The sequence below is a fragment of the Micromonospora sp. CA-249363 genome (assembly GCF_050950185.1).
Taxonomy (GTDB): Bacteria; Actinomycetota; Actinomycetes; order Mycobacteriales; family Micromonosporaceae; genus Micromonospora.
Genome location: NZ_CP192020.1, coordinates 4,282,853 through 4,301,638, shown reverse-complemented (window position 1 = coordinate 4,301,638; position 18,786 = coordinate 4,282,853). Strand labels below are relative to the sequence as shown.

18 protein-coding genes are annotated in these 18,786 nt (G+C 69.1%); 8 read left to right on the top strand and 10 right to left on the bottom strand.

Going from position 1 to position 18,786, the window contains the following annotated elements:
* Nucleotides 1-5 precede the first annotated feature (5 nt).
* Complete coding sequence (locus ACQPZK_RS19425) at nt 6-392, top strand: hypothetical protein (RefSeq protein ID WP_433534354.1); 387 nt, start codon at nt 6-8, stop codon at nt 390-392.
* Here ACQPZK_RS19425 and ACQPZK_RS19420 read toward each other — a convergent pair.
* From ACQPZK_RS19420 to ACQPZK_RS19410, 3 genes are all read right to left on the bottom strand, one after another.
* Nucleotides 347-1,003: an NUDIX hydrolase gene (locus ACQPZK_RS19420; RefSeq protein ID WP_433534353.1), complete on the bottom strand. Its 657-nt coding sequence runs from the start codon at nt 1,001-1,003 to the stop codon at nt 347-349. The genes ACQPZK_RS19425 and ACQPZK_RS19420 overlap by 46 nt on opposite strands.
* Nucleotides 988-2,241, bottom strand: coding sequence for a phosphomethylpyrimidine synthase ThiC (locus ACQPZK_RS19415; protein WP_433534352.1), 1,254 nt, complete (start codon nt 2,239-2,241; stop codon nt 988-990). Before ACQPZK_RS19415 ends, ACQPZK_RS19420 begins: the two co-directional genes overlap by 16 nt.
* 86 nt (nt 2,242-2,327) lie before the next feature.
* On the bottom strand, nt 2,328-3,176 hold the full coding sequence (locus ACQPZK_RS19410; RefSeq protein WP_433534351.1) for a TauD/TfdA family dioxygenase: 849 nt from the start codon (nt 3,174-3,176) through the stop codon (nt 2,328-2,330).
* A 486-nt stretch (nt 3,177-3,662) separates the two neighbouring features.
* Here ACQPZK_RS19410 and ACQPZK_RS19405 point away from each other — a divergent pair, with 486 nt between their 5' ends.
* Nucleotides 3,663-4,337: a nucleotidyltransferase domain-containing protein gene (locus ACQPZK_RS19405; protein WP_433534350.1), complete on the top strand. Its 675-nt coding sequence runs from the start codon at nt 3,663-3,665 to the stop codon at nt 4,335-4,337.
* Nucleotides 4,334-5,155, top strand: coding sequence for a nucleotidyltransferase domain-containing protein (locus tag ACQPZK_RS19400; protein WP_433534349.1), 822 nt, complete (start codon nt 4,334-4,336; stop codon nt 5,153-5,155). Before ACQPZK_RS19405 ends, ACQPZK_RS19400 begins: the two co-directional genes overlap by 4 nt.
* A gap of 79 nt (nt 5,156-5,234) precedes the next feature.
* Here ACQPZK_RS19400 and ACQPZK_RS19395 read toward each other — a convergent pair whose 3' ends face one another.
* Complete coding sequence (locus ACQPZK_RS19395; protein ID WP_433534348.1) at nt 5,235-6,464, bottom strand: PQQ-dependent sugar dehydrogenase; 1,230 nt, start codon at nt 6,462-6,464, stop codon at nt 5,235-5,237.
* 398 nt (nt 6,465-6,862) lie between these two features.
* On the opposite strand from ACQPZK_RS19395, the gene ACQPZK_RS19390 reads away from it, so the two are divergent.
* The gene (locus ACQPZK_RS19390; protein ID WP_433534347.1) at nt 6,863-8,323 is read left to right on the top strand and encodes an endo-1,4-beta-xylanase; all 1,461 of its coding nucleotides are present in this window, start codon (nt 6,863-6,865) and stop codon (nt 8,321-8,323) included.
* Between the two features lie 129 nt (nt 8,324-8,452).
* On the top strand, nt 8,453-9,226 hold the full coding sequence (locus tag ACQPZK_RS19385; protein ID WP_433534346.1) for a hypothetical protein: 774 nt from the start codon (nt 8,453-8,455) through the stop codon (nt 9,224-9,226).
* A gap of 135 nt (nt 9,227-9,361) precedes the next feature.
* Here ACQPZK_RS19385 and ACQPZK_RS19380 read toward each other — a convergent pair whose 3' ends face one another.
* Nucleotides 9,362-9,703: a cupin domain-containing protein gene (locus tag ACQPZK_RS19380; RefSeq protein ID WP_433534345.1), complete on the bottom strand. Its 342-nt coding sequence runs from the start codon at nt 9,701-9,703 to the stop codon at nt 9,362-9,364.
* Nucleotides 9,704-10,133: 430 nt separating this feature from the next.
* On the opposite strand from ACQPZK_RS19380, the gene ACQPZK_RS19375 reads away from it, so the two are divergent.
* Nucleotides 10,134-10,838, top strand: a complete 705-nt coding sequence (locus ACQPZK_RS19375) for an alpha/beta fold hydrolase (RefSeq protein WP_433534344.1) — start codon at nt 10,134-10,136, stop codon at nt 10,836-10,838.
* Between the two features lie 105 nt (nt 10,839-10,943).
* On the opposite strand, the gene ACQPZK_RS19370 is transcribed toward ACQPZK_RS19375, so the two are convergent.
* On the bottom strand, nt 10,944-11,792 hold the full coding sequence (locus ACQPZK_RS19370) for an alpha/beta fold hydrolase (RefSeq protein ID WP_433534343.1): 849 nt from the start codon (nt 11,790-11,792) through the stop codon (nt 10,944-10,946).
* 9 nt (nt 11,793-11,801) lie between these two features.
* Complete coding sequence (locus ACQPZK_RS19365; protein ID WP_433539251.1) at nt 11,802-12,635, bottom strand: alpha/beta fold hydrolase; 834 nt, start codon at nt 12,633-12,635, stop codon at nt 11,802-11,804.
* 131 nt (nt 12,636-12,766) lie between these two features.
* Here ACQPZK_RS19365 and ACQPZK_RS19360 point away from each other — a divergent pair, with 131 nt between their 5' ends.
* Together ACQPZK_RS19360 and ACQPZK_RS19355 are read left to right on the top strand one after the other, a co-directional pair.
* Nucleotides 12,767-15,718 (top strand): BTAD domain-containing putative transcriptional regulator, encoded by a 2,952-nt coding sequence (locus ACQPZK_RS19360; RefSeq protein ID WP_433534342.1) that lies wholly within the window; start codon nt 12,767-12,769, stop codon nt 15,716-15,718.
* Between the two features lie 53 nt (nt 15,719-15,771).
* The gene (locus ACQPZK_RS19355) at nt 15,772-16,239 is read left to right on the top strand and encodes a response regulator transcription factor (RefSeq protein WP_433534341.1); all 468 of its coding nucleotides are present in this window, start codon (nt 15,772-15,774) and stop codon (nt 16,237-16,239) included.
* A gap of 24 nt (nt 16,240-16,263) precedes the next feature.
* Here the strand turns inward: ACQPZK_RS19355 and ACQPZK_RS19350 are convergent, their stop codons facing one another.
* From ACQPZK_RS19350 to ACQPZK_RS19340, 3 genes are read right to left on the bottom strand one after another with little or no spacing between them, the layout of a single operon-like run.
* Nucleotides 16,264-16,812, bottom strand: a complete 549-nt coding sequence (locus ACQPZK_RS19350) for a copper resistance CopC family protein (protein ID WP_433534340.1) — start codon at nt 16,810-16,812, stop codon at nt 16,264-16,266.
* Between the two features lie 23 nt (nt 16,813-16,835).
* Nucleotides 16,836-18,068: a Dyp-type peroxidase gene (locus ACQPZK_RS19345; protein WP_433534339.1), complete on the bottom strand. Its 1,233-nt coding sequence runs from the start codon at nt 18,066-18,068 to the stop codon at nt 16,836-16,838.
* Entirely contained in the window at nt 18,065-18,667 is a 603-nt protein-coding gene (locus ACQPZK_RS19340) for a copper chaperone PCu(A)C (RefSeq protein ID WP_433534338.1), read from the bottom strand. The genes ACQPZK_RS19345 and ACQPZK_RS19340 overlap by 4 nt, the downstream gene beginning before the upstream one ends.
* Between the last annotated feature and the right edge of the window lie 119 nt (nt 18,668-18,786).

The window sequence follows — 18,786 nt, the reverse complement described above, 5'->3', positions numbered from 1 at the left end:
ACATCATGGAACCAATCACCACGGCAGCCGTCGCCACTGTGCTCACTCCGCTGGTCAGCGGTGCGGCCACGGCCGCGGGTGAGCAGGCTTGGCATTGGCTCAGCGATCGGGTAGCGACCACATTCGGACGGACCTCGGCCGTCGGAGCGGCGCTTGAGCGGGCCCGGTCGAATCCGAATCGGCAGCAGATCGAGGAAGCCTCCAGGGTGGTCGCGGTTGCGGCCGAGGAGGACGCAGGCTTTGGTGCCGCCCTGCGGGTATGGCTAGACCGCAGCCAGCACCTTGCCCTGACTGACGGGCAGGTGTCCAACAACATCGGCGCCGCGACAATCCAGGGACCCGTCGTTCAGGCTCGGGACATCGCCGGCGGCGTCTCGTTCGGAAATGGCTGAGCGACTACCTCGGAGGAACCGTCCGTGGCGGTGACGCGCAGCGCGGCCCCCGCCTTGTGGGCCCGCCGGCCGATCGGCGCGCTCTTCAGGTCGTACCAGGAATAGGACAGCACCTCGCTCGTATCCGGCCGGACTACCGGGTGGTCGGCGACGAAGAGGAAGACCACGTCGGCGTGCCAGTGTGCCGGTTGGTCGGCGCGAGCCGGTATCGGATGCAGCTCGACATCGAGCGGACGGGTGCCGAGGTGGGCGGAGGGGGCGACCTCGGCAGCAGTTATCCCGGTCTCCTCGAACAGCTCACGTAGCGCCGTGGCCAGCAGGGATTCGTCCGACTGTTCGATGTGACCACCGGGCAGCAACCAGAGCCGGTAACGGCGGTGCCTGATCACCAAGATCTGCCTGGCCGCGTTCACGACCAGCGCGCCGCAGGTCAGGTGCCCACCATCGAAATGTGTCGACGAAGTGAGACGAGCAAGGCCCTCCGAATGGTCGAGCAACGGCGCTAGTGACTCACGCTCACTCGGATGACGCTGCACGTACTCGCCCAGTACCGAGCGGAGCTCGGATTCCTCAATAGCCATGACGCACCTCCCTTTTAATCGACCGCCCATGTCGACTGTGTGGAGCGTTGGGCGGACATTTCCGCGATCGCGCCAGGATCAGCGCCGTGATACCGCCGCTCCAGCCCCCGGAACCGGACGAGCGGGCAGGACCGCCGGCACATGGAGCACGGTTGGCCGGCGCGGTAGCCGTGCCGCTCCACAATGTCGGCTGCGTCCTTCGGATGGATCGCGATCTCGCACATGGTGGACCAGTCGTTCTCGCTACGTGCCCGTGACATCGCCTGGTCACGACTCGTGTCGCCGGTCCGGCCCAGCATGCCGATATGAACCGCGATCTGGAGGTACTTGATCGCGCGGACGAGGTCCGCGTGGGTCGGGATGTAGGTGTGCTCTCCGGCGGTCAGGCAGGCCAACCAGGGCGTGCCGTGCATGACCGCGGTGGCCGCGCCGACCGCGCCCGCGACGTCGTCGTACCCCATCGCGATGTCGGTGGGCAGCGGCCCCAGCGCACCGAATGGCGCTCCATCGAAGTGATGATGACCGATCTCGCAGTGTTCGGCGATCCGGTCGAGTGGGGTGTGCCCGATCAGTTCGACGCTCACGTTGACTCCCCGCTGGTGCGCCCGGGTCACCAGATCGGACTGCATCATGATCTCTTCCATATGGGCGGCACTGAACACGTCATGCACGCTGCCCACGCGGAAGGTGGCAGCCAGGCTGAGGGCGATGCCCGCCTCTGCGCACAGGTCGAGGATGTCGTCGAAGTAGGTCAGGATCGGATTCTCCAGTTCCTGGGCCAGCATCAGCTCCGCCATCATCGCGCCTCCCCGGCTCGTTATCGGGATCGTGCGCTCCTGGTGGCGGCGAGTGAGGAGTTGCTTCCGCGTCGCCGAGGCGTGCAGAGTGAAGTAGTCGACCCCTTCATCAGCCTGCTCCGTCAGGATGCTGAGCAGAGCGCTCCGCGCCGGCTGGCCGGCCCGGATGGCGGCGTAGAGGTTGTAGGTCGGAACCGTACGGCAGGCCACGTCGAGCTCTCGCAGGATCGTCCTTCGCAGCGTCGGATCGCCCTCGAACGAGACGTCGGTCAACATGGACACGCCCATTTCGGCGGCCGTGGTGGCCTTTGCGTACTCCAACTCGAAGGTCGTCTGTCCCTTCGTCAGGCCGATGATGACGTCGAGCAGCGGTGGGGCATCACCACCCATCCGAACGCCGGTGATCTCGTGCCTGGGGTTGCGGATCAGGAAGCTTCGGGGCGTTACGTGCGGTGGTGGGGTACTGGTCACGGCGTTGCTCCGTTCTGCAGGGCCACCTGCGTTCGCGCTGTGACTGGAGGCTGCGGTGCCGGCCGGAATGCGACCCTTCCGCGCGATCAGATATCGGCCTCCAGATGGACGTTGTAGACGCGTCTGGTGCTCGGCGTTCGGTGCCCACTGCCGTCTATCTGCTCCCGCGGGAATGGCATCCTGCCGTGAGCGACGCGATGGTTGTCTACTACGACCAGGTCGCCAGCGTGCAGGGGCAACTGGACGCGTACCGCATTCAAAGCGGCATCGAACGCATCCAACGCGTCGAGCTCATCGGCGCTCCAGCCATCGCGCCGGGCGTACTTCTGCATGTCGATCCAGTAGCGGAACGTCCACCCTCCCGCGGATGAACGACGCAGGATGGGTTCGGGACGCGGCGGCAGGTAGGGGATGTAGTCCGCCGTCACGGCTGTGTGCAGCAGCGCGTCCAGGAACTCCTCGGCCCTCTCCGGATAGACGCGACCCAACTCCTCGATGGCGTCATCAACCCGGCTGAACAGCGATTGACCGCTGTTTCCATCGGCGTCTGGCAGGCCAGAGCCGGCGTCCAACATGAGCATCATGTGTAGCTTCGGCTCGGTCGGCTCGTTGGCGCCTGCAGTGTGCAGGGGCAGCAGCTCGCCCCACCATCGCTCTGTCTCGTGGGCGTCCAGGTTGCCGATCCAGTAGGCAAGATCGCCAGGGGTAGCGGAGGCCGCCCGTGAAGTAGCCGGCTGCAGCCGGCCCAGCTTCCGCGCCAGGGTCAGTAGTGTGGCTGGATCACGGGGGAGATTCCGGATCAGGACCAGACCGTCGTTGCGAATTGCTTCGAAGATCGCCTTGATGAGCTCGTCGATGTCGCCATCGCAGCCGAATCGGGCCGCAATATCCGCCACTTGAGAGAGCTGCGTGCCGCATTCTGGCGTCTCAGGCATGTCGCTCCTGACTAGGCAGGATTTTCAAAAAGGTACCGCAGGATTGTCTGCCTGTGAAGGCCGGCGTTGGCTGCTTACCCGACGGGACACTGCACTGCATGGGGCGCGAAATTTGCGTCCGCGTCGACCGGCGGCCCACGGCTACGCCTGGACGGTCGCACCGCACCTCGTCTGGACCTGCCCTGCGATTTGTGGCAGCGGCCCGCAGCCGCGTCGGTGCGGGCCGAGGTCGTTGAGCGTCATTCGGTATCCCGTCCTGGAACTACAGGAATGGTCTCGCGCGTCCTCCCTGGCTCGTGCCGCATCTCATGGTGCCGTGCGTCCACTGCCGCCGGAGCGAGTACGTCCGGGTTCGCGGGACTGGTCAGGTCGTGCGCCACGCCGGACCGGACGGTTCAGCCGGGTCCGCTGGTGTGGCCCGCCTCAGCGGCCTGCGCGGCGGTGGCGGGGAGGGCCCCTGCGGCGTCGTTGGGTAGCGTCCCGGGCATGATCGAGTTCGTCGAGCGGCACACGGCTCTGGCCGTCGTGGTCGGGTCGCGGGCGTACGGGCTGCAGGGCCCGGGTTCCGACTGCGACCGGCGTGGTGTGTACGTGGCGCCCACGCGCGCGTTCTGGCACCTCGAGAAGCCGCCCACCCACCTCGACGGTCCGGCCGCGGAGCAGTTCTCCTGGGAAATCGAACGCTTCTGTCTCCTGGCCCTGCAGGGCAACCCGACGGTGCTGGAGGTGCTCTGGTCCCCGCTGGTGGAGCGGATCACCGACGACGGGAAACGCTTGCTGGCGGCCCGGCAGGCGTTCCTGTCGAGGCGGGTGGCCGAGACCTACGGCAACTACGCGCGGGATCAGCTCAACCGGGTGGCGTCCCGCCGCGAGCGCACCGGCGAGACGAATCACAAGCAGGCCATGCACATGATCCGGCTGCTGGTCGCCGGGGCCCACGTGCTGCGTACCGGGGAGGTACTGGTCGACGTTCGGCACCTACGCGAGCGGCTGCTCGCGGTGCGGCGGGGCGAGGTGCCGTGGGCGGAGGTCGACGCCTGGGCGGCGGACCTGTTCCGGGAGCTCGCCGACGCGGCGGCCACGACCGTGCTGCCCGATCAGCCGGACCGGGTCGAGGTCGATCGGCTCCTCACGGCCGTGCGGGAAGGAAACCTGTCGTGACCATCGAGGTGCCGCCGTGGGCCGCCGAAACAGCCCGCGCTCTGCCCCGCCCGCTGCTGTTCGCCACCGTCAGTGGTGCGCATCTGTACGGATTCGCCTCGGTCGACTCCGACCTGGATCTGCGGGCCGTGCACCTGCTCGCATCCGAGGAGGTCGTCGGGTTGCGGACCGGTCCGCAGACGCTGCAGCACATGGGCGTGCGGGACGGTGTCGAGTTGGACGTGGTCAGCCACGACCTGCTGAAGTTCGCCAAGCTGTTGACCAGCCGCAACGGGTACGTTCTGGAGCAGCTGCTGTCGCCGCTGGTGGTCGTCACCACGGCGGTGCACGCCGAGCTCGTCGCCCTGGCGCCACGCCTGGTCACCCGTCACCATGCGCACCACTATCTCGGATTCGCGGCCACCCAGGAGAGGCTGTACGCCAGGACCGGGCAGCTCAAGCCGGCGCTGTACACACTGCGGGTCCTGCTCACCGGGATCCACCTCATGCGCACCGGCCGGGTGGAGACGGACCTCGGTGTGCTCGGTACGGGACTGGCGTACGTACCGGATCTCATTGCCGCCAAACGGGAGGCCGAGCACGGCCCGCTCCCCGCAGACGCCGCGGCGCGGCTCGCCGTGGACGTGCCGCGGCTGCGCGCAGAACTGGAGACGGCCCGGGACGCCTCGACGCTGCCCGAGCGCAGCGACCCGGCCGCCGTGGAGGCTCTGCACGACCTGGTGGTGCGTACCCGACTGCACGGGCTTCCCGGCCGTGGACGCGTCGTCCTCCCGGGCCCGCGAGCCGGTGGTGGCCGACCAGGACCAGTCGCGCGCTGACCGCACGTGGTTCTGCCCGTGCCGTGGTGGGCGGCCACGGGTGCGTGGCCGCCCACCACGGTGTGGTTCCAGTCGGGGCTCAGCGGTTCGCCACCCCCGCGGTCGGGGTGGGCTGGACCCGCTCGAACCGCACCTTGCTCAGCCAGCCCGGGAGGTCGCTGAGCACGTACAGCTCGCCGTTCACGTCGGCGCCGAACGCCGTCGGCTGGGTGGGGAAGGTGCCGATCTCGGCGGACTCGTAGCCACCCGTGGACTTCGGACGTACGGCGAACGCGCGGGTCGAGCAGTAGTCGCTCGCGATGTAGGTCCCGCGCGCCTCCGGGGTGACGGACCCCCGGTACACGAGGCCGCCGATGATGGAGCAGTTCTCCGTCATGTAGTGCTCGTACTCGACGACCGGGTCGGTGAGCCGTACGCCGGGCCGGCACTGCGTCTGATCGAAGACCGGCGTGCCCTCTTTGCAGGACCAGCCGAGGTTCGCGCCGCGCTGGGACGGGCGGATGTGGTTGATCTCCTCGATCAGGCCCTGGCCGACGTCGCCGATCCAGAGGGAGTTGTCGACCGGGTCGATGGAGAACTTCCACGGGTTGCGCAGCCCGTAGACCCAGATCTCCGGACGCGCGCCCGCCGTGCGGACGAAGGGGTTGTCGGCGGGTACGCAGTAGGGCTTGCCCCCGCAGCTGCGGTTGACGTCGATCCGCACGATCTTGCCGAGCAGGGTGCCGAGGTTCTGGCCGCTCTTGAACGGGTCGTTGGCGTTTCCGCCGTCGCCGGTGGACCAGTAGAGGTAGCCGTCGCGGCCGAAGGCCACCTGGCCGCCGTTGTGGTTGCCGAACTCGGCGTGCTCCTGCGTGAGCAGCACCTGTAGCCGGTCGGGAGCGCCGAGCGGCACCCGCGCCAGGGTCAGCGCGCCGGCCGGCAGGCTCGTGTAGGCCACGTACAGGATTCCGGTGCGCGCGAAGTTCGGTGCGGGCGTGATGCCGAGAAGGCCGCGCTCGTTGTCGGACGTGTCGATCCGGGCGGTCAGGTCGAGCACCGGCTCGGCCGCCAGGCCGGTGTCGGGGTGGTACGCGCGGACGGTGCCGTTCTTCTCGGCGATCAACATCCGACCGTCCGGCAGGCCGGTGATCGCGATCGGACGCTGCAGACCGAACGCCACCCGCTCGGACACCACGGTCAGCTCGGTGAGTGGTGTCGCGCGGGCGTGGGATGTACTGGCCACCGAGGCGGGTGGTACCAGAAGCACGGACAGGGTCAGGATGAGCAGACCGGCCAGCATGGTGGCCGGGCGATGTCGCCGTCGCTGCATGTTCGGCTCCTCGATCAGGTGGTTGGTGGGTGGTGTGGGAGCGTTTCCACACTACATCGACCCGAGTCGATGCCAAACCCGCCGGTGATCCGCTCCACGCGCCAACGTCCGCGCTCCTCGACCACCCAGATCGAACTGATTCGATATAGCATCGCGACAGGGCAGTGCCACTCCGCAGGGCGTACGGCGCGGAGTGTTCGCCATCCACCGGGCGGGCCGGGCAGCCGGCGGTGGCCACCGATTTCGGGCGCGGCGGGGTTTGATGCCGGCTCGGCGTCACCCGCGGCGTGCTGGTCCAGTGGCGAGCACGGTGCTCCGGTCGTCGGCCGTGCGTCGATCGTCGAGTCGTGCCTCGTGTCGGGCAATGGACCGGACCGAACACCGAGGAGAAAGCACAGATGAACGACGTACCCGCTCGACCCCGACGCCGGACCAGGGGACCCGCCAGACTGCTCCTGGGCGGCGCCTGCGCCCTGGCGATCACCGTGTCCTCGATGGCCCTGGCGACCTTCGCCCGCGCTGATCTCCCCGGATCGCCCGGGACCACCCTGAAGGCCGCCGCCGAGCGCAGCGGCCGGTACTTCGGCGCCGCCATGGGGTCGGACCGTCTCAACGACTCCGGCTTCCTCACCATCGCGAACCGTGAGTTCGACATGATGACGGCCGTCAACGAGATGAAGCCCGACGCGACCGAGCCCAACCCCGGCCAGTTCAACTTCCAACGCGGTGACGCGATCTACAACTGGGCCGCCCAGCGCGGCATGCGGTTCCGTGGTCACACGCTTGCCTGGCACGCCCAGCAGCCGAGCTTCTGGGGGAGCCTGAGCGGCAGCGCCCTGCGGAACGCGATGATCAGCCACATCAACGGGGTCATGGCCCATTACCGGGGCAAGTTCGCGTACTGGGACGTGGTGAACGAGGCCTTCGCCGAGAACGGCAGTCGGCGGTCGTCGAACCTGCAGTCCACCGGCAACGACTGGATCGAGGTGGCGTTCCGGACCGCGCGCGCCGCCGACCCGAGCGTGAAGCTCTGCTACAACGACTACAACATCGAGAACTGGACGTACGCCAAGACGCAGGGCGTCTACAACATGATCAGGGACTTCAAGGCCCGAGGCGTCCCGGTCGACTGCGTGGGCCTGCAGACCCACTTCACCGGCGGCAGCTCGCTGCCGGGGAACTTCCAGCAGACGCTGTCCAGCTTCGCGGCCCTCGACGTCGACGTGGCGTTGACCGAGGCGGACGTCACCAACGCCTCGACCAGCCAGTACCAGGGCCTGACCCAGGCCTGCATGAACGTCCCCCGCTGCGTCGGCATCACGACGTGGGGGATCCGGGACAGCGACTCCTGGCGCGGCAGCGAGAATCCGCTGCTCTTCGACCGCAACAGCAACCCCAAGGCGGCGTACACCGCCGTTCTCAACGCGCTCAACGCCGCCTCCACCACCGTACCGGGCACACCACCGATCACCGACCCGCCGACGACTGCTCCGCCGACGACCGCTCCGCCGCCGACGGCTCCGCCGACGACCGCTCCACCGACCACGCCGCCGCCGGGTGCCTGTAGCGCGACGTACCGCACGGTCAACAGCTGGAACGGAGGCTTCCAGGGCGAGGTCACCGTCGCCAACAACGGCTCCGCCACCCTCAGCGGCTGGACCGTACGGCTGACGCTGGCCAGTGGACAGACCATCGCCAACGTCTGGAACGGCATCAACACCGGCACCAGCGGGACGGTCAGTGTCCGTAACGCCGACTACAACGGATCCCTCGGCGCGAACGCCTCGACCACCTTCGGCTTCCTGGCCAACGGCAGCAGCAGCGCGGCGCCCGGCAGCCTCTCCTGCACCAGCCCCTGACCGTCGACACGTACCGGTCCCTGAGCGTCACGAGCGCTGACCGGGCCCGGAGCCACCGGCTCCGGGCCCGGGCGCCGTCGTGGCTGGGCCGCACTCACCCACCGAAACTCGTCGATATGGAGAATGACCATGCGCAGCCTTCTCGCGGCGGTCAGCGCCGCCCTGGTCCTCGGCGCCGCCGCCGGTAGCGTTCCCGCCGCCGGGTCGGACGCCTCCCCGCGCTCGTGCCCCCGTGGCCTGCTCTTCTGCGAGGACTTCGAGCGCCTGCCGGTCGGAGGACCCAGCACGCTGAACTGGGGCGTCGACACCCGCCACGGCACGCTCACCGTCGAGCGCGCCCGCCGCGGCAACCAGGTGCTGCACGTGCACACGGTCGACAACGGACGAGCCTTCCTGCGCGTCGACGACTTCGCCGCGCCCGGCAACCGCTTCTACGGCCGGATGCGCCTGCGCGTCGACGCCTTCCCCACCGCCCCGGACTGGGCGCACTTCACCCTCGTCGAGGCGACCGGTAGCGGCAGCGCGGAGGTCGTGCGGCCGATCGGTGGCCAGTACGCCCCCACGGTCCCCGGGACGTTCTGGGGCATCGGCGCCGACGGAGGCCCGACCGGTGACTGGACCAACTGGCGGGAGTCCGCCCCCGTCGTCGAGGACACCTGGCAGTGCTTCGAATGGAAGTTCGACGCGGCGGACAACCGCGTCGCCGTGTGGATCGACGGCGTGGCGAACCCGGAACTGACCGCCTCCACGGACGACCACGGCGGCAACGACGTTCCCTTCGTCCTGCCCACCGTCGACACGGTGAAGATCGGCTGGCAGCTCTACCAGGGCGGCACGACGCCGGGTGAGTTCGACCTCTGGATCGACGACATCGCTCTGTCGACCAAGCGGCTCGGCTGCTGAGCTGAGGCTCCGCGATGCGCGAGGGCTCTCGACGCCAGGCGTCGTGATGTCGGTCGCGATGGACGTCTCTGCCGGGGTGCGGCTCTGTTGCCGCACCCCGGCCAGGGCCGCTGTGGTCGGGGAAGGGGTCGTGGCTCAGGCCCGCCGATCCGGAGCGCGCGAGCCGTACGCCGGACCGAACACCACCAACAGCGCCAGGTCCTCGGTCACCTCGTCGAAACGGTGCTCCTCGCCCGCCGGCACGAAGATGACCGCACCCGGGCCCACCTCGGTCGCGCCGTCCGGGGTGACGATCCGGGCCCGGCCGGCGGTGACCACGTAGATCTCATCCTCGGTGTGCGGGCTCTGATCGTCGAGGCCGCCCACCGGGATGCAGTACGTTCCCACCGACAGGTCCGGCACCCTCAGGTGTTCGATCCAGTCGTTGGCGGTCCCGGCGGGTGCGGTCCACCGACCCGCCCCTTCGATGATCTGCATCGCTGAAACCTAAGGGACGTCCCGCCGGCTCCACGGGCCTGGCGACTGGAAATGCCAAATCTGAGCGCTTCTCCTGTTTCGTCCGTGATTACGACTCCTTGTGCGTACCGTGAGGTCGGGCGATCATGCAGTCAACGCGGCATCGGAGGCGGTCCGCCACCGCGCCGCTCGGCGGTGGTTCCGACCGGTCGCGGCTCCGACTGGCCGCGTTGACCCCACACGCATCTGCCCGCGTTCGGCATCCATTGACCAACGAGGGAGAACAGACATGCTCGGAATCTCGCTACGTCGGCCGAAGGTCATCGCCGCTGCGCTCGTTGCCGCAACTCTGGCGACGGTGCTCGGCTCAGGCACCCCAAGCGTGTTCGCGGACGGCGGTGGGCGACCAACCCCCGATGAGGGACATGGCGACCGACCAACCATCGTCCTGGTGCATGGCGCCTGGGCTGACGGCTCGAGCTGGAACGGAGAGATCCGCAGGCTCCAGGCACGTGGTTTCGATGTCCAGGTCGCGCCGCAACCCAACCGGGGACCGTCGATCGACACCGGCTACCTGAAGGACTTCCTGTCCACCATCGAAGGTCCCATCGTGCTCGCCGGCCACTCGTACGGCGGCTTCGTGATCAGCGACGCCGCGACCGGCAACAGCAACGTCAAGGCCCTCGTGTTCGTCGACGCCTTCGCCCCGGACACGGGGGAGACCCTGGAGGAGCTCACCGCGGGCTCCGGCTCGATCCTTGAGCCGGCCCTGACCGACCCCACGAGCGTCTTCAGGCTGGTGCCGTTCCCGGGCGCACCGGAAGGTGCGGTAGACGCGTACGTCCTGCCGAAGGTCTTCATCAACGGCTTCGCCAACGGTCTGCCTCGCCGGCAGGCGGAGGTGCTCGCCGTGACCCAGACCGCTCTGGCCACGAACGCCCTGACGGAGCCGGCCACCGAGCCGGCGTGGAAGACGATCCCCGTGTGGGCCGTGATCGGTACCGAGGACCGGGTCATCCCGCCGGCCCGGCAGGAGGAGATGATGGAGCGGGCGGGGGCCGACATCACCCGGATCGACGCCGGCCACCTGGGCCTGATCTCGCATCCCGACCAGGTCACCAAGGTCATCCTGGAAGCGGCCCGGACGACCACCTGACGAGGTCTCGTGACAGCAGTGGCCGCGTGGGCCGGACCGGCCCACGCGGCCACTTCTCGACCGGCCGTGGCATCGCGCGGTGCGGTGCCACGGCCGGCCGCCGTATCAGTTGGTCGCCTTGGCGGCCGCCTCGATCTGGTTGGTGACCGCACCCGGGTCGGTGACCATCGACAGGTGGGGGGCGTTGATCTGGATGCTGTGCGCCTTGGCCCGCTCGGACATGACGACCTGCTCGGCGGTAGGGATGACGGCGTCCTGCTTGCCGATCACCGACCACGAGGGGATCGTCTTCCACGCCGGCTCGCCGGACTCCTCGACCAGCGCGCTGAAGGCCAGTGGACGCTGCCGGGCAGCCAGCACCGCCACGTCCTTGGCGGGAATGCTCCTGCCGGCGAACGCGGTACCAAAGACCGACGGCTTCACGTACAGGTTGACGTTGCCGGTTGCACCAGGGATCGCGACCTGGTCGAAGACGGCGGACGTGTCGCCCGCGAAGACCGAGCCCGGTACGGCGGAGGTCAGCGAAAAGACGGTGTCGTGCTGGTCCGGGATGTACGCGTCGACGTACACCAGGGCCTTGACCCGCTCATCGTCCAGGGCGGCATTGGTGATCACCATGCCGCCGTACGAGTGCCCGACGAGGACGATCGGCCCGGTGATGGTGTCCAGGTACGCGCGGAGGTTCGCCGCGTCGTTCGCCACGCCCGTGAGCGGATTCGGCGGTACGACCACCCGGTAGCCGTCGTGCTGGAGCTTGGCGGTCACCTTGTCCCAGCTCGACCCGTCCGCCCACGCGCCGTGCACGAGCACGACCGTCGGCTTGGCCACTGCGGGGCGCGACTGCGTGAGGTGAGTCGCCGAGGCCTGTGCGGTGCCGACACCGACACCGGTCAGGGTGAGGGCACCGATGACCACGCCTACGGAGACGAGGCGGCGCCGGAAGGACAATTTCACGGTTTCTCCTTACTGCTGAAAGAAATCGAGCAGGGCGGCGTTGACCTGGTCGGCGTGGGTCCAGGCAATGGCGTGCGGCCCGCCCTCGATGACGAGCAACCGGGAATCCCCGACGAAGGCGGAAATCCGCTGGCCGGTCACCCCGATGGGCAGCACGCGGTCCTTGTCGCCCTGGATCACGAGCACCGGCACGTCGACCTTGGCCAGGTCTTCGCGGAAGTCGGTGAGCCAGGTGGGGATACACGCCACCGCAGCGACCGGGGACCCGGCCTCGGCCACGGCCAGACTGGCCTGGAACGCCTCGTCGCTGACCAGTGATCCGCCGTACACGTCGAAGTTGTAAAAGTTCTCCAGGAACTGCTTGAGCCACCCGTTCCGGTCCGCTCGCGCGGCCTGGATGAACCCATCGAACAACGCCTGCGGCGCGCCTTCAGGATTGTCGTCCGTCTTCAGCAGGAACGGCGGGATCGGCGACATCAGCACGGCCTTCGCGACGCGTCCGGTGCCGTAGCGACCCAGGTACCGGGCGACGTCACCGGTTCCCATCGAATGACCCACGAGGATGGCGTCGCGTACGTCCAGTGTCTCGAGGAGCACATTCACATCGCTGGCGAACGTGTCGTAGTCGTATCCACCGGCGGGCTGGCTGGAATTTCCCCAACCTCGCCGGTCGTACGTGATGACGCGATAACCGGCGGCGAGCAGTGCGGTGACCTGCTTCTCCCAGGCCCGCCCGCTCAGCGGATAGCCGTGGCTGAGGACCACCGGCCTGCCGGCGCCGTGATCCTCGTAATAGATGTCGATCGGGTCGGCTCCCTCTGAGCCAACGGTGACATGAGGCATGCGTACTCCTTGGGCTTGCGTTCCGCGCTGGGAACCCTGCCGAAGGTACGGACATGGCAGCGTTTCGCGAATCGCCCGAATCACGTAGTCCCCGGCTTCGTCGGCGCCGGAAAGACAATGAGAGATGGGCGATGCGGCGAGCCCGGGACAAGCCGCAGGCTTGGGCCGAAAAGCGAAGCCGCCACTCTCTGATCCCTAGGATGTCAAACGTGACCACGCCCGACCGCAGGCTCCCGGACGGGCCGCCGTCCCACTGCGAGTTCAAGGTCTTCGGCGGTCTGGGCTGCCGGCGGGACGGCTCGGACGTCGATCTCGGCCCGGTCCGCCAGCGGATCATCCTGGCCAAGCTCCTCGCGGCCGGCGGTGACGCGGTCAGCCTCGACAGCATCGTCGACAGCGTGTGGGACGACCAACCTCCGGCCAGCGCCGCCAACCAGATCCACCGGCACGTCGGGAACCTTCGCCGGATTCTGGAACCGGACCTGGACGTCCGCGAAACCGGTCGCTACCTTCTACCGGCTGGTACGGGCTACCGGCTGATCCTCGCGACCGAGGCCTCCGATCTCGCCATGTACCGCGAGCTGGTCCGGCGGGCCCGTGAGGCGCTCGCCGGCGGGGACGCCCTGGCCGGGGTACGGGCGTACCTGACCGCACTGGAGCTCGGCCGCAGCCCCGCGTTCACCGACCTTCCGACCGGCGCGTTGCGTTCGCCGGAGTTCGTGGCCATCGAACGCGAACGCGTCGCGGTGGCGCTCGCGGCCAGCGAGGCCGCGATGGCCCACGGCATGGCCGACGCCGCGTTGACCCCGCTGGTGAGCGTGGCCGCCGCGGCACCGCTGGACGAGGCGCTGCAGGCGTGCCTGATGCGCGCGTACGTGGCCACCGGCCACCGGGCCGAGGGAGTGCAGGTCTTCGAGCGGACCCGTCAACGTCTCGCCGATGAACTGGGGGTGGATCCGGGGTCCGAACTACGGGAGGCGTATCGGGAACTGCTCGCCAGCGGCTGGACCTCGCAGGACGAGCTGCGCCCGCCGGACGCTCCCCGGCCCGCCCAGCTGCCGCCGCCGGTCGCGGGCTTCGTCCGACGCAACGACATGGCCGCCGTGCTCGACGCCTTACTGTCCGACGCGTTCAGCGACGCGACGATCGTGATCACCGTGCTCGGCGGCATGGGTGGCATCGGCAAGACCGCCCTCGCGGTGCACTGGGCCCACCAGATCGCCAACGAGTTTCCCGACGGCCAGTTGTTCCTCAACCTGAGGGGCCTGGACCCGGACGGACGGGTCATGTCATCGCAGGAGGCGCTCGCCACGTTGCTCGCGTCACTGGGCGAGCCGACGGTCTCGACACCACAGGAGAACGTCGACGCCCAGGCGGCTCGTTACCGGAGTCGCCTCGCCGGTCGTCGGGTCCTGATCCTCCTCGACAACGCTCGCGACGCCGACCAGGTCCGCCCGCTGCTGCCAGCCTCGCGAGGCTCTCTGGTCATCGTGACGAGCCGCCACCGGATGACGAGCCTCGTCACCCGGGAAGGGGCACGCTATCTGCAGGTCGACCGGCTCACCGGAGCCGAGTCCCGGCAGCTTCTGATCAACCGTCTCGGCGCCCGCCGCGCCACCATGGACCCGGACTCGTTGGACAGGGTCATCACGCTCTGCGCCGGGCTGCCGCTCGCACTGGCGATCGTCGCCGCCCGCGTGGCGCTCAACCCGACCCTGCCACTGAGCGCGGTCGTCACCGCTGTCTCGGACCCGTCAGCCAGACTCGACGCGTTGTCCAGCGCAGACTCGTCCGACGATGTCCGGTCGGTGTTCTCGTGGTCGTACCGGGCTCTCGACCCATCAGCGGCGCAGGTGTTCCGTGCTCTCGCCGTCCATCCGGGTCCGGGGGTCTCGCTGGAGTCGATGGCGAGCGTCGCCGGGGTCAGTCGGGCGCGGGCCCGCACGCTGCTCACGGAACTGGTGACCGCCAACCTGCTCGACGAGGCGCAGTCCGGGCGGTATTTCCTGCACGACCTGCTGCGGGCCTACGCGGGTGAGCTTCTCGACGAGGATCGAGAGCGACCGGAGTACGAGCGGCGCCTCGTCATGCACTATCTGCACTCCGCCCGGGCCGCGTACGCGAGACACCATCGGCAGCCAGTTGGCACCGTCACCGCAGTCCCGCCGGATGTGACGCCGGAATCGTTCGACAGCGTGTCACAGGCGGCCGCCTGGTACACGCGCGAACGGCCAGCCCTCTGGGCGACGATCGATCTGGCCCTCGCGCACGGTCTGGGGCCCGACGCGGCGGCCATGGTCCTCGCAGCCGCGGCGCCGGGCAACAACTCCATCCCTGCGGGCCGGACACCGACCGTACTCGCGATCCTCGACATGGCCAGCGCGTTCGGCGAGCCGCTGATCGAGGCCGAGCTGCTCCGTACCGTCGGTGAGGTGTTCGCCCCGCTGCCGCCGGCCGACGAATACCTACGTCGAGCCCTGTCCATCTTCGAAGGCGCCCGGGATCTCGCCGGACAGGCCGACGTCCTGCGGAACCTGGCCGTGCTCTCGTTGTCGCGTGGTGACCACGACGCGGCCAACGCGTACGGCGAAGGATCCGTGGCACTTGCCCGGCGTACGGAGCGTCAGGAGCTGCTCGCCGTCTCGCTGCTGACACTCGCGAGAGCGCGCCTGAGGTCCGATCGGTTCGATGACGGCGCACGGGTCGCGGACGAAGGTCTGGCCATCGCGATGGTGCAGCACCTCGATCATCTGAACCTCCGCTACGCGCAGCTCATCGCGGAATCGTCGTGGAGACTCGGTCGGCTTGAGCGAGCGGTGACGGTCTCGGAGTGGGGATTGTCGGAGGGCGTGAGCGAGTCGAACGGTCCCCGGTGCGCCATCGCGGCGATCCTCGCGCGGGCCGCCTTCGACCTGGACGACCAGGCGCGCGCGGAACAGGGTTGCCAGCAGTTCGAGAGCCTCATCGCCGACAACGGCTTCCGGGAACTCATCGAGTTCTCCGGCATCGAGGAGGCCGAGGCATACCGGACGATGGTCGCTTACGTGCGGGCCCGACTGAGCTTGAAGAGCGGCGCGTCGTGAGCCGATAGGGCGAGCACTCAGCCTGCACTCGTCGCGCACAGCGGTGCGTTCGGATGGTCGTCGAGACCCCGAACCCTCGCCCGAGGAGCACGATGCACCGCGCCCCAGCCGAGCCTGCCCGAGTTCTTCCGTGTGCGGCACTGACCCCTCGACAGGAACAGATCGCCCTGCTGGTGGCGGCAGGCTCCACCAACGTCGAGGTCGCCAGACACCTGGTCATCAGCCCACACACCGTCAAACACCATCTGCGCGGAGTGTTCGACAGGCTGAACGTCGCCTCCCGCCGCGAACTGCGCGGCAGGCTGAACCGCGGCGGCACGACCGATCGCTTCGTCCCGAGCTGCCGACTGACCCGCCAGGAGCGCGATATCGCGCGCCGGGTCTCGGACGGCGCGTCCAACCGGGAAGTGGCGGCACAACTGTTCATCAGCCCGAGCACGGTGGACTACCACCTACGCAAGATCTTCCGCAAACTCGACATCACCTCACGCCGCGAACTGGCGGCTCGCCCTCATCCGTGACGCGACCGCGCGAGAGCGGCCCGATCACCGACGCCTCGTCCGTCGCCACAGCAGCCCGGCGCCCGCCACGACGAGGACGGCGAGCGCCGCCCCGGCCGCGAGGACGCTGGCGCCCGGGCCGCGCTCGGCCTGCGCGGACGCCCTGTCGGTCGGTGTGCCGACGATCGGCGCGGCGCTGGAATCGGGGCTCGCCACGGTGAACGGGTACGAACCCTGGGCCGGGTGCCCGTCGGTGGAGACGACCCGGTAGGCGACGGTGTACGTCCCGCTCGGCAGGGCCTCGGTGACCTGCACTGACCCCTTTGCCCCGCTGACCACCGCGTGGCCGGTGGGGACCTTCCGCCGGGCGGCGTCGGTCAGCACGATGGTGGCGAACGCGGGGTCGAGCTCTTGGGCGAATTCGAGCACGATCTCGGTGGGGGCGCTCGACACGGTCGATTCCTGGACCGGGGCCGCCGACCGCAGCGTGTTGTGCGCCCAGGCCGGACTCGTCGGGACGAGGATCGCCACGACGACGGCGAGCGCCGCCGCGCCGAGCCGTACGACCAGGGGACAAGACCGTGGTCCGGTCATCACCGAACTCTGGATGACGCGGCTCACCCCAGCACCTGCTCGCCGATCCAGCCGCCCGCTCGGCAGCCGGGTGGGATGGCGAAGACGGCGGACCCGATCGGGGTGGTCCATTCGTTGAGCAGGTCCCGGTCGGCCAGCCGGCGTTGGATCGGCAGGAACTGTCGCGAGATGTCGGCCTGGTACGAGGTGAAGATCAGCCCGGCGTCGGCGTGGCCGTCGGCGCTCGGGACGCCGTCGTAGTTGTAGGGCCGGCGCAGGATCTTGAGCCGGTCGTCGGTGACGTGGGCTCGGGTCATGTGCGAGAAGTCGGGGATGACGGTGAGCCCGTCGGGGCCGGTGGCGGCGAAGTCGGGTTCGTCGTGCTCGGCGCTGCCGGTCAGCGGGGCGCCGGTGTCGAGGCGTCGACCGACGGCGAGTTCGCGGTCGGCGCGTCCGAGGAGGTCCCAGGTCTCCAGGTTCATGCTGATGCGCCGGATGACGAGGGTGGTGCTGTCGCGCAGCCAGGGCAGGCCGTCGGGTACGAAGACGGCTGAGTCCATCGGAGTGCCGGGGCGGGGGTTGGCGGTGCCGTCGAGTTGACCGAAGAGGTTGCGTTGGGTGTGGCCGCTCGGCTCGACGCCCGGACTGCGGCGAAAGCCCTGCTGGACCCAGCGGACGGTGGCGAACGGCCGGCTGTCCTTGAGCAGTACCCGTTGGGCGTGCGCAACGGTGATCGCGTCGTCGGCGCAGATCTGGAGTAGCAGGTCGCCGCCGGACCAGGCTGGTTGGAGCCGGTCGATGCGGAACGCGGGCAGGTCGGTGACCGAGGTGGGACGCCGGTCGTCGGCACCCGCGGCGCGGTAGAGGCCCGGTCCGAAGCCGAACGTCACGGTGAGGCGTGCGGGAAGGAGCCCGAGTTCAGCTTCGGTGTCGGCCAGGGCCGGTTGGCCCTGGGTGAGCCGGCCGGCGTCGTCGGTGAGCAGCCGCAGCATCCGGACCACCGCGGCCCGGTCGATGCCGGCCCGCAGGGTGAGGGCCACGAACGAGGCGTGGGCCTGCGGTTCGGTGGACACCCCTGCCTGCCGGGGCCCGTAAAACGGCTCCACCAGGCTTCCGACGCTCGCTACCGGCGTCGCGCCGGCGGCCGTCCGCCCGCCTCGGTCGGTACGAGTCGCGGCGATGGCGCCCGCGCCCGCGAGCGCCCCTCCGGCGGCCAGGGTGCCACCGGTGAGCAGACTGCGCCTGCTCACCGGGCGGACGGGCGGCGTACCGGTCACGATGCCGGGCTCATGCTCATCTCCGGCGTGGCGTTCGTGCCCGGCATGGGCTCGCCGTGGCCCGGGGCGTAGCTCTCCTGAGCGCCGGTGAACGGCTTGGCCACGGCGGTGAACTGCTGGGTCCTGCTGTCGGCGAAGGTGAGAGTGAAGGTCAGTTCCTCGCCGGCCTGGACGGGCTTGGTGAGGTTCATGAGCATCAGGTGGTCGCCGCCGGGCTCCAGGGCGTGGCTGCTCTTGGCCTTGATCACGATGCCGCCCTGCTTCTGCTGCATGACCATCTTGCCGTCCTTCATGGTCATCTCGTGCAGTTCCATGGGGGACGCCGAGGTCGCGGCACCGGTCAGCGTGACATCGGTGTCCCCGTCGTTGACCAGGGTTCCGAAGGCCGCCGTCATGCCCTTGTCGGCCGCCTTCACCCACGGGTCACGAATCGTGATCACGCCAGCAGGAGCGCCGGCGGACACCGACGCGCTTGGCTGCGCGGCCAACGACGGATCGGACGATCCACATCCGGTCGCACCGGTCGCCACGAGCGCGGCGGCGACGGCGAGGGCGACGGCCGAGCGTCGGCGTGCGCCGAGAGGGCTGATGGTGTGCATGAAATCGTCCTCCGATGGTGGCTGCTGCTCTGTTTGTCGGTCGCGGCAGGACGAAAGTTCCGGAGGCGGGGGTGCCGGCGTCGAAGGGGCGACGGCACGGGTTCAGGGTGCATCCCATC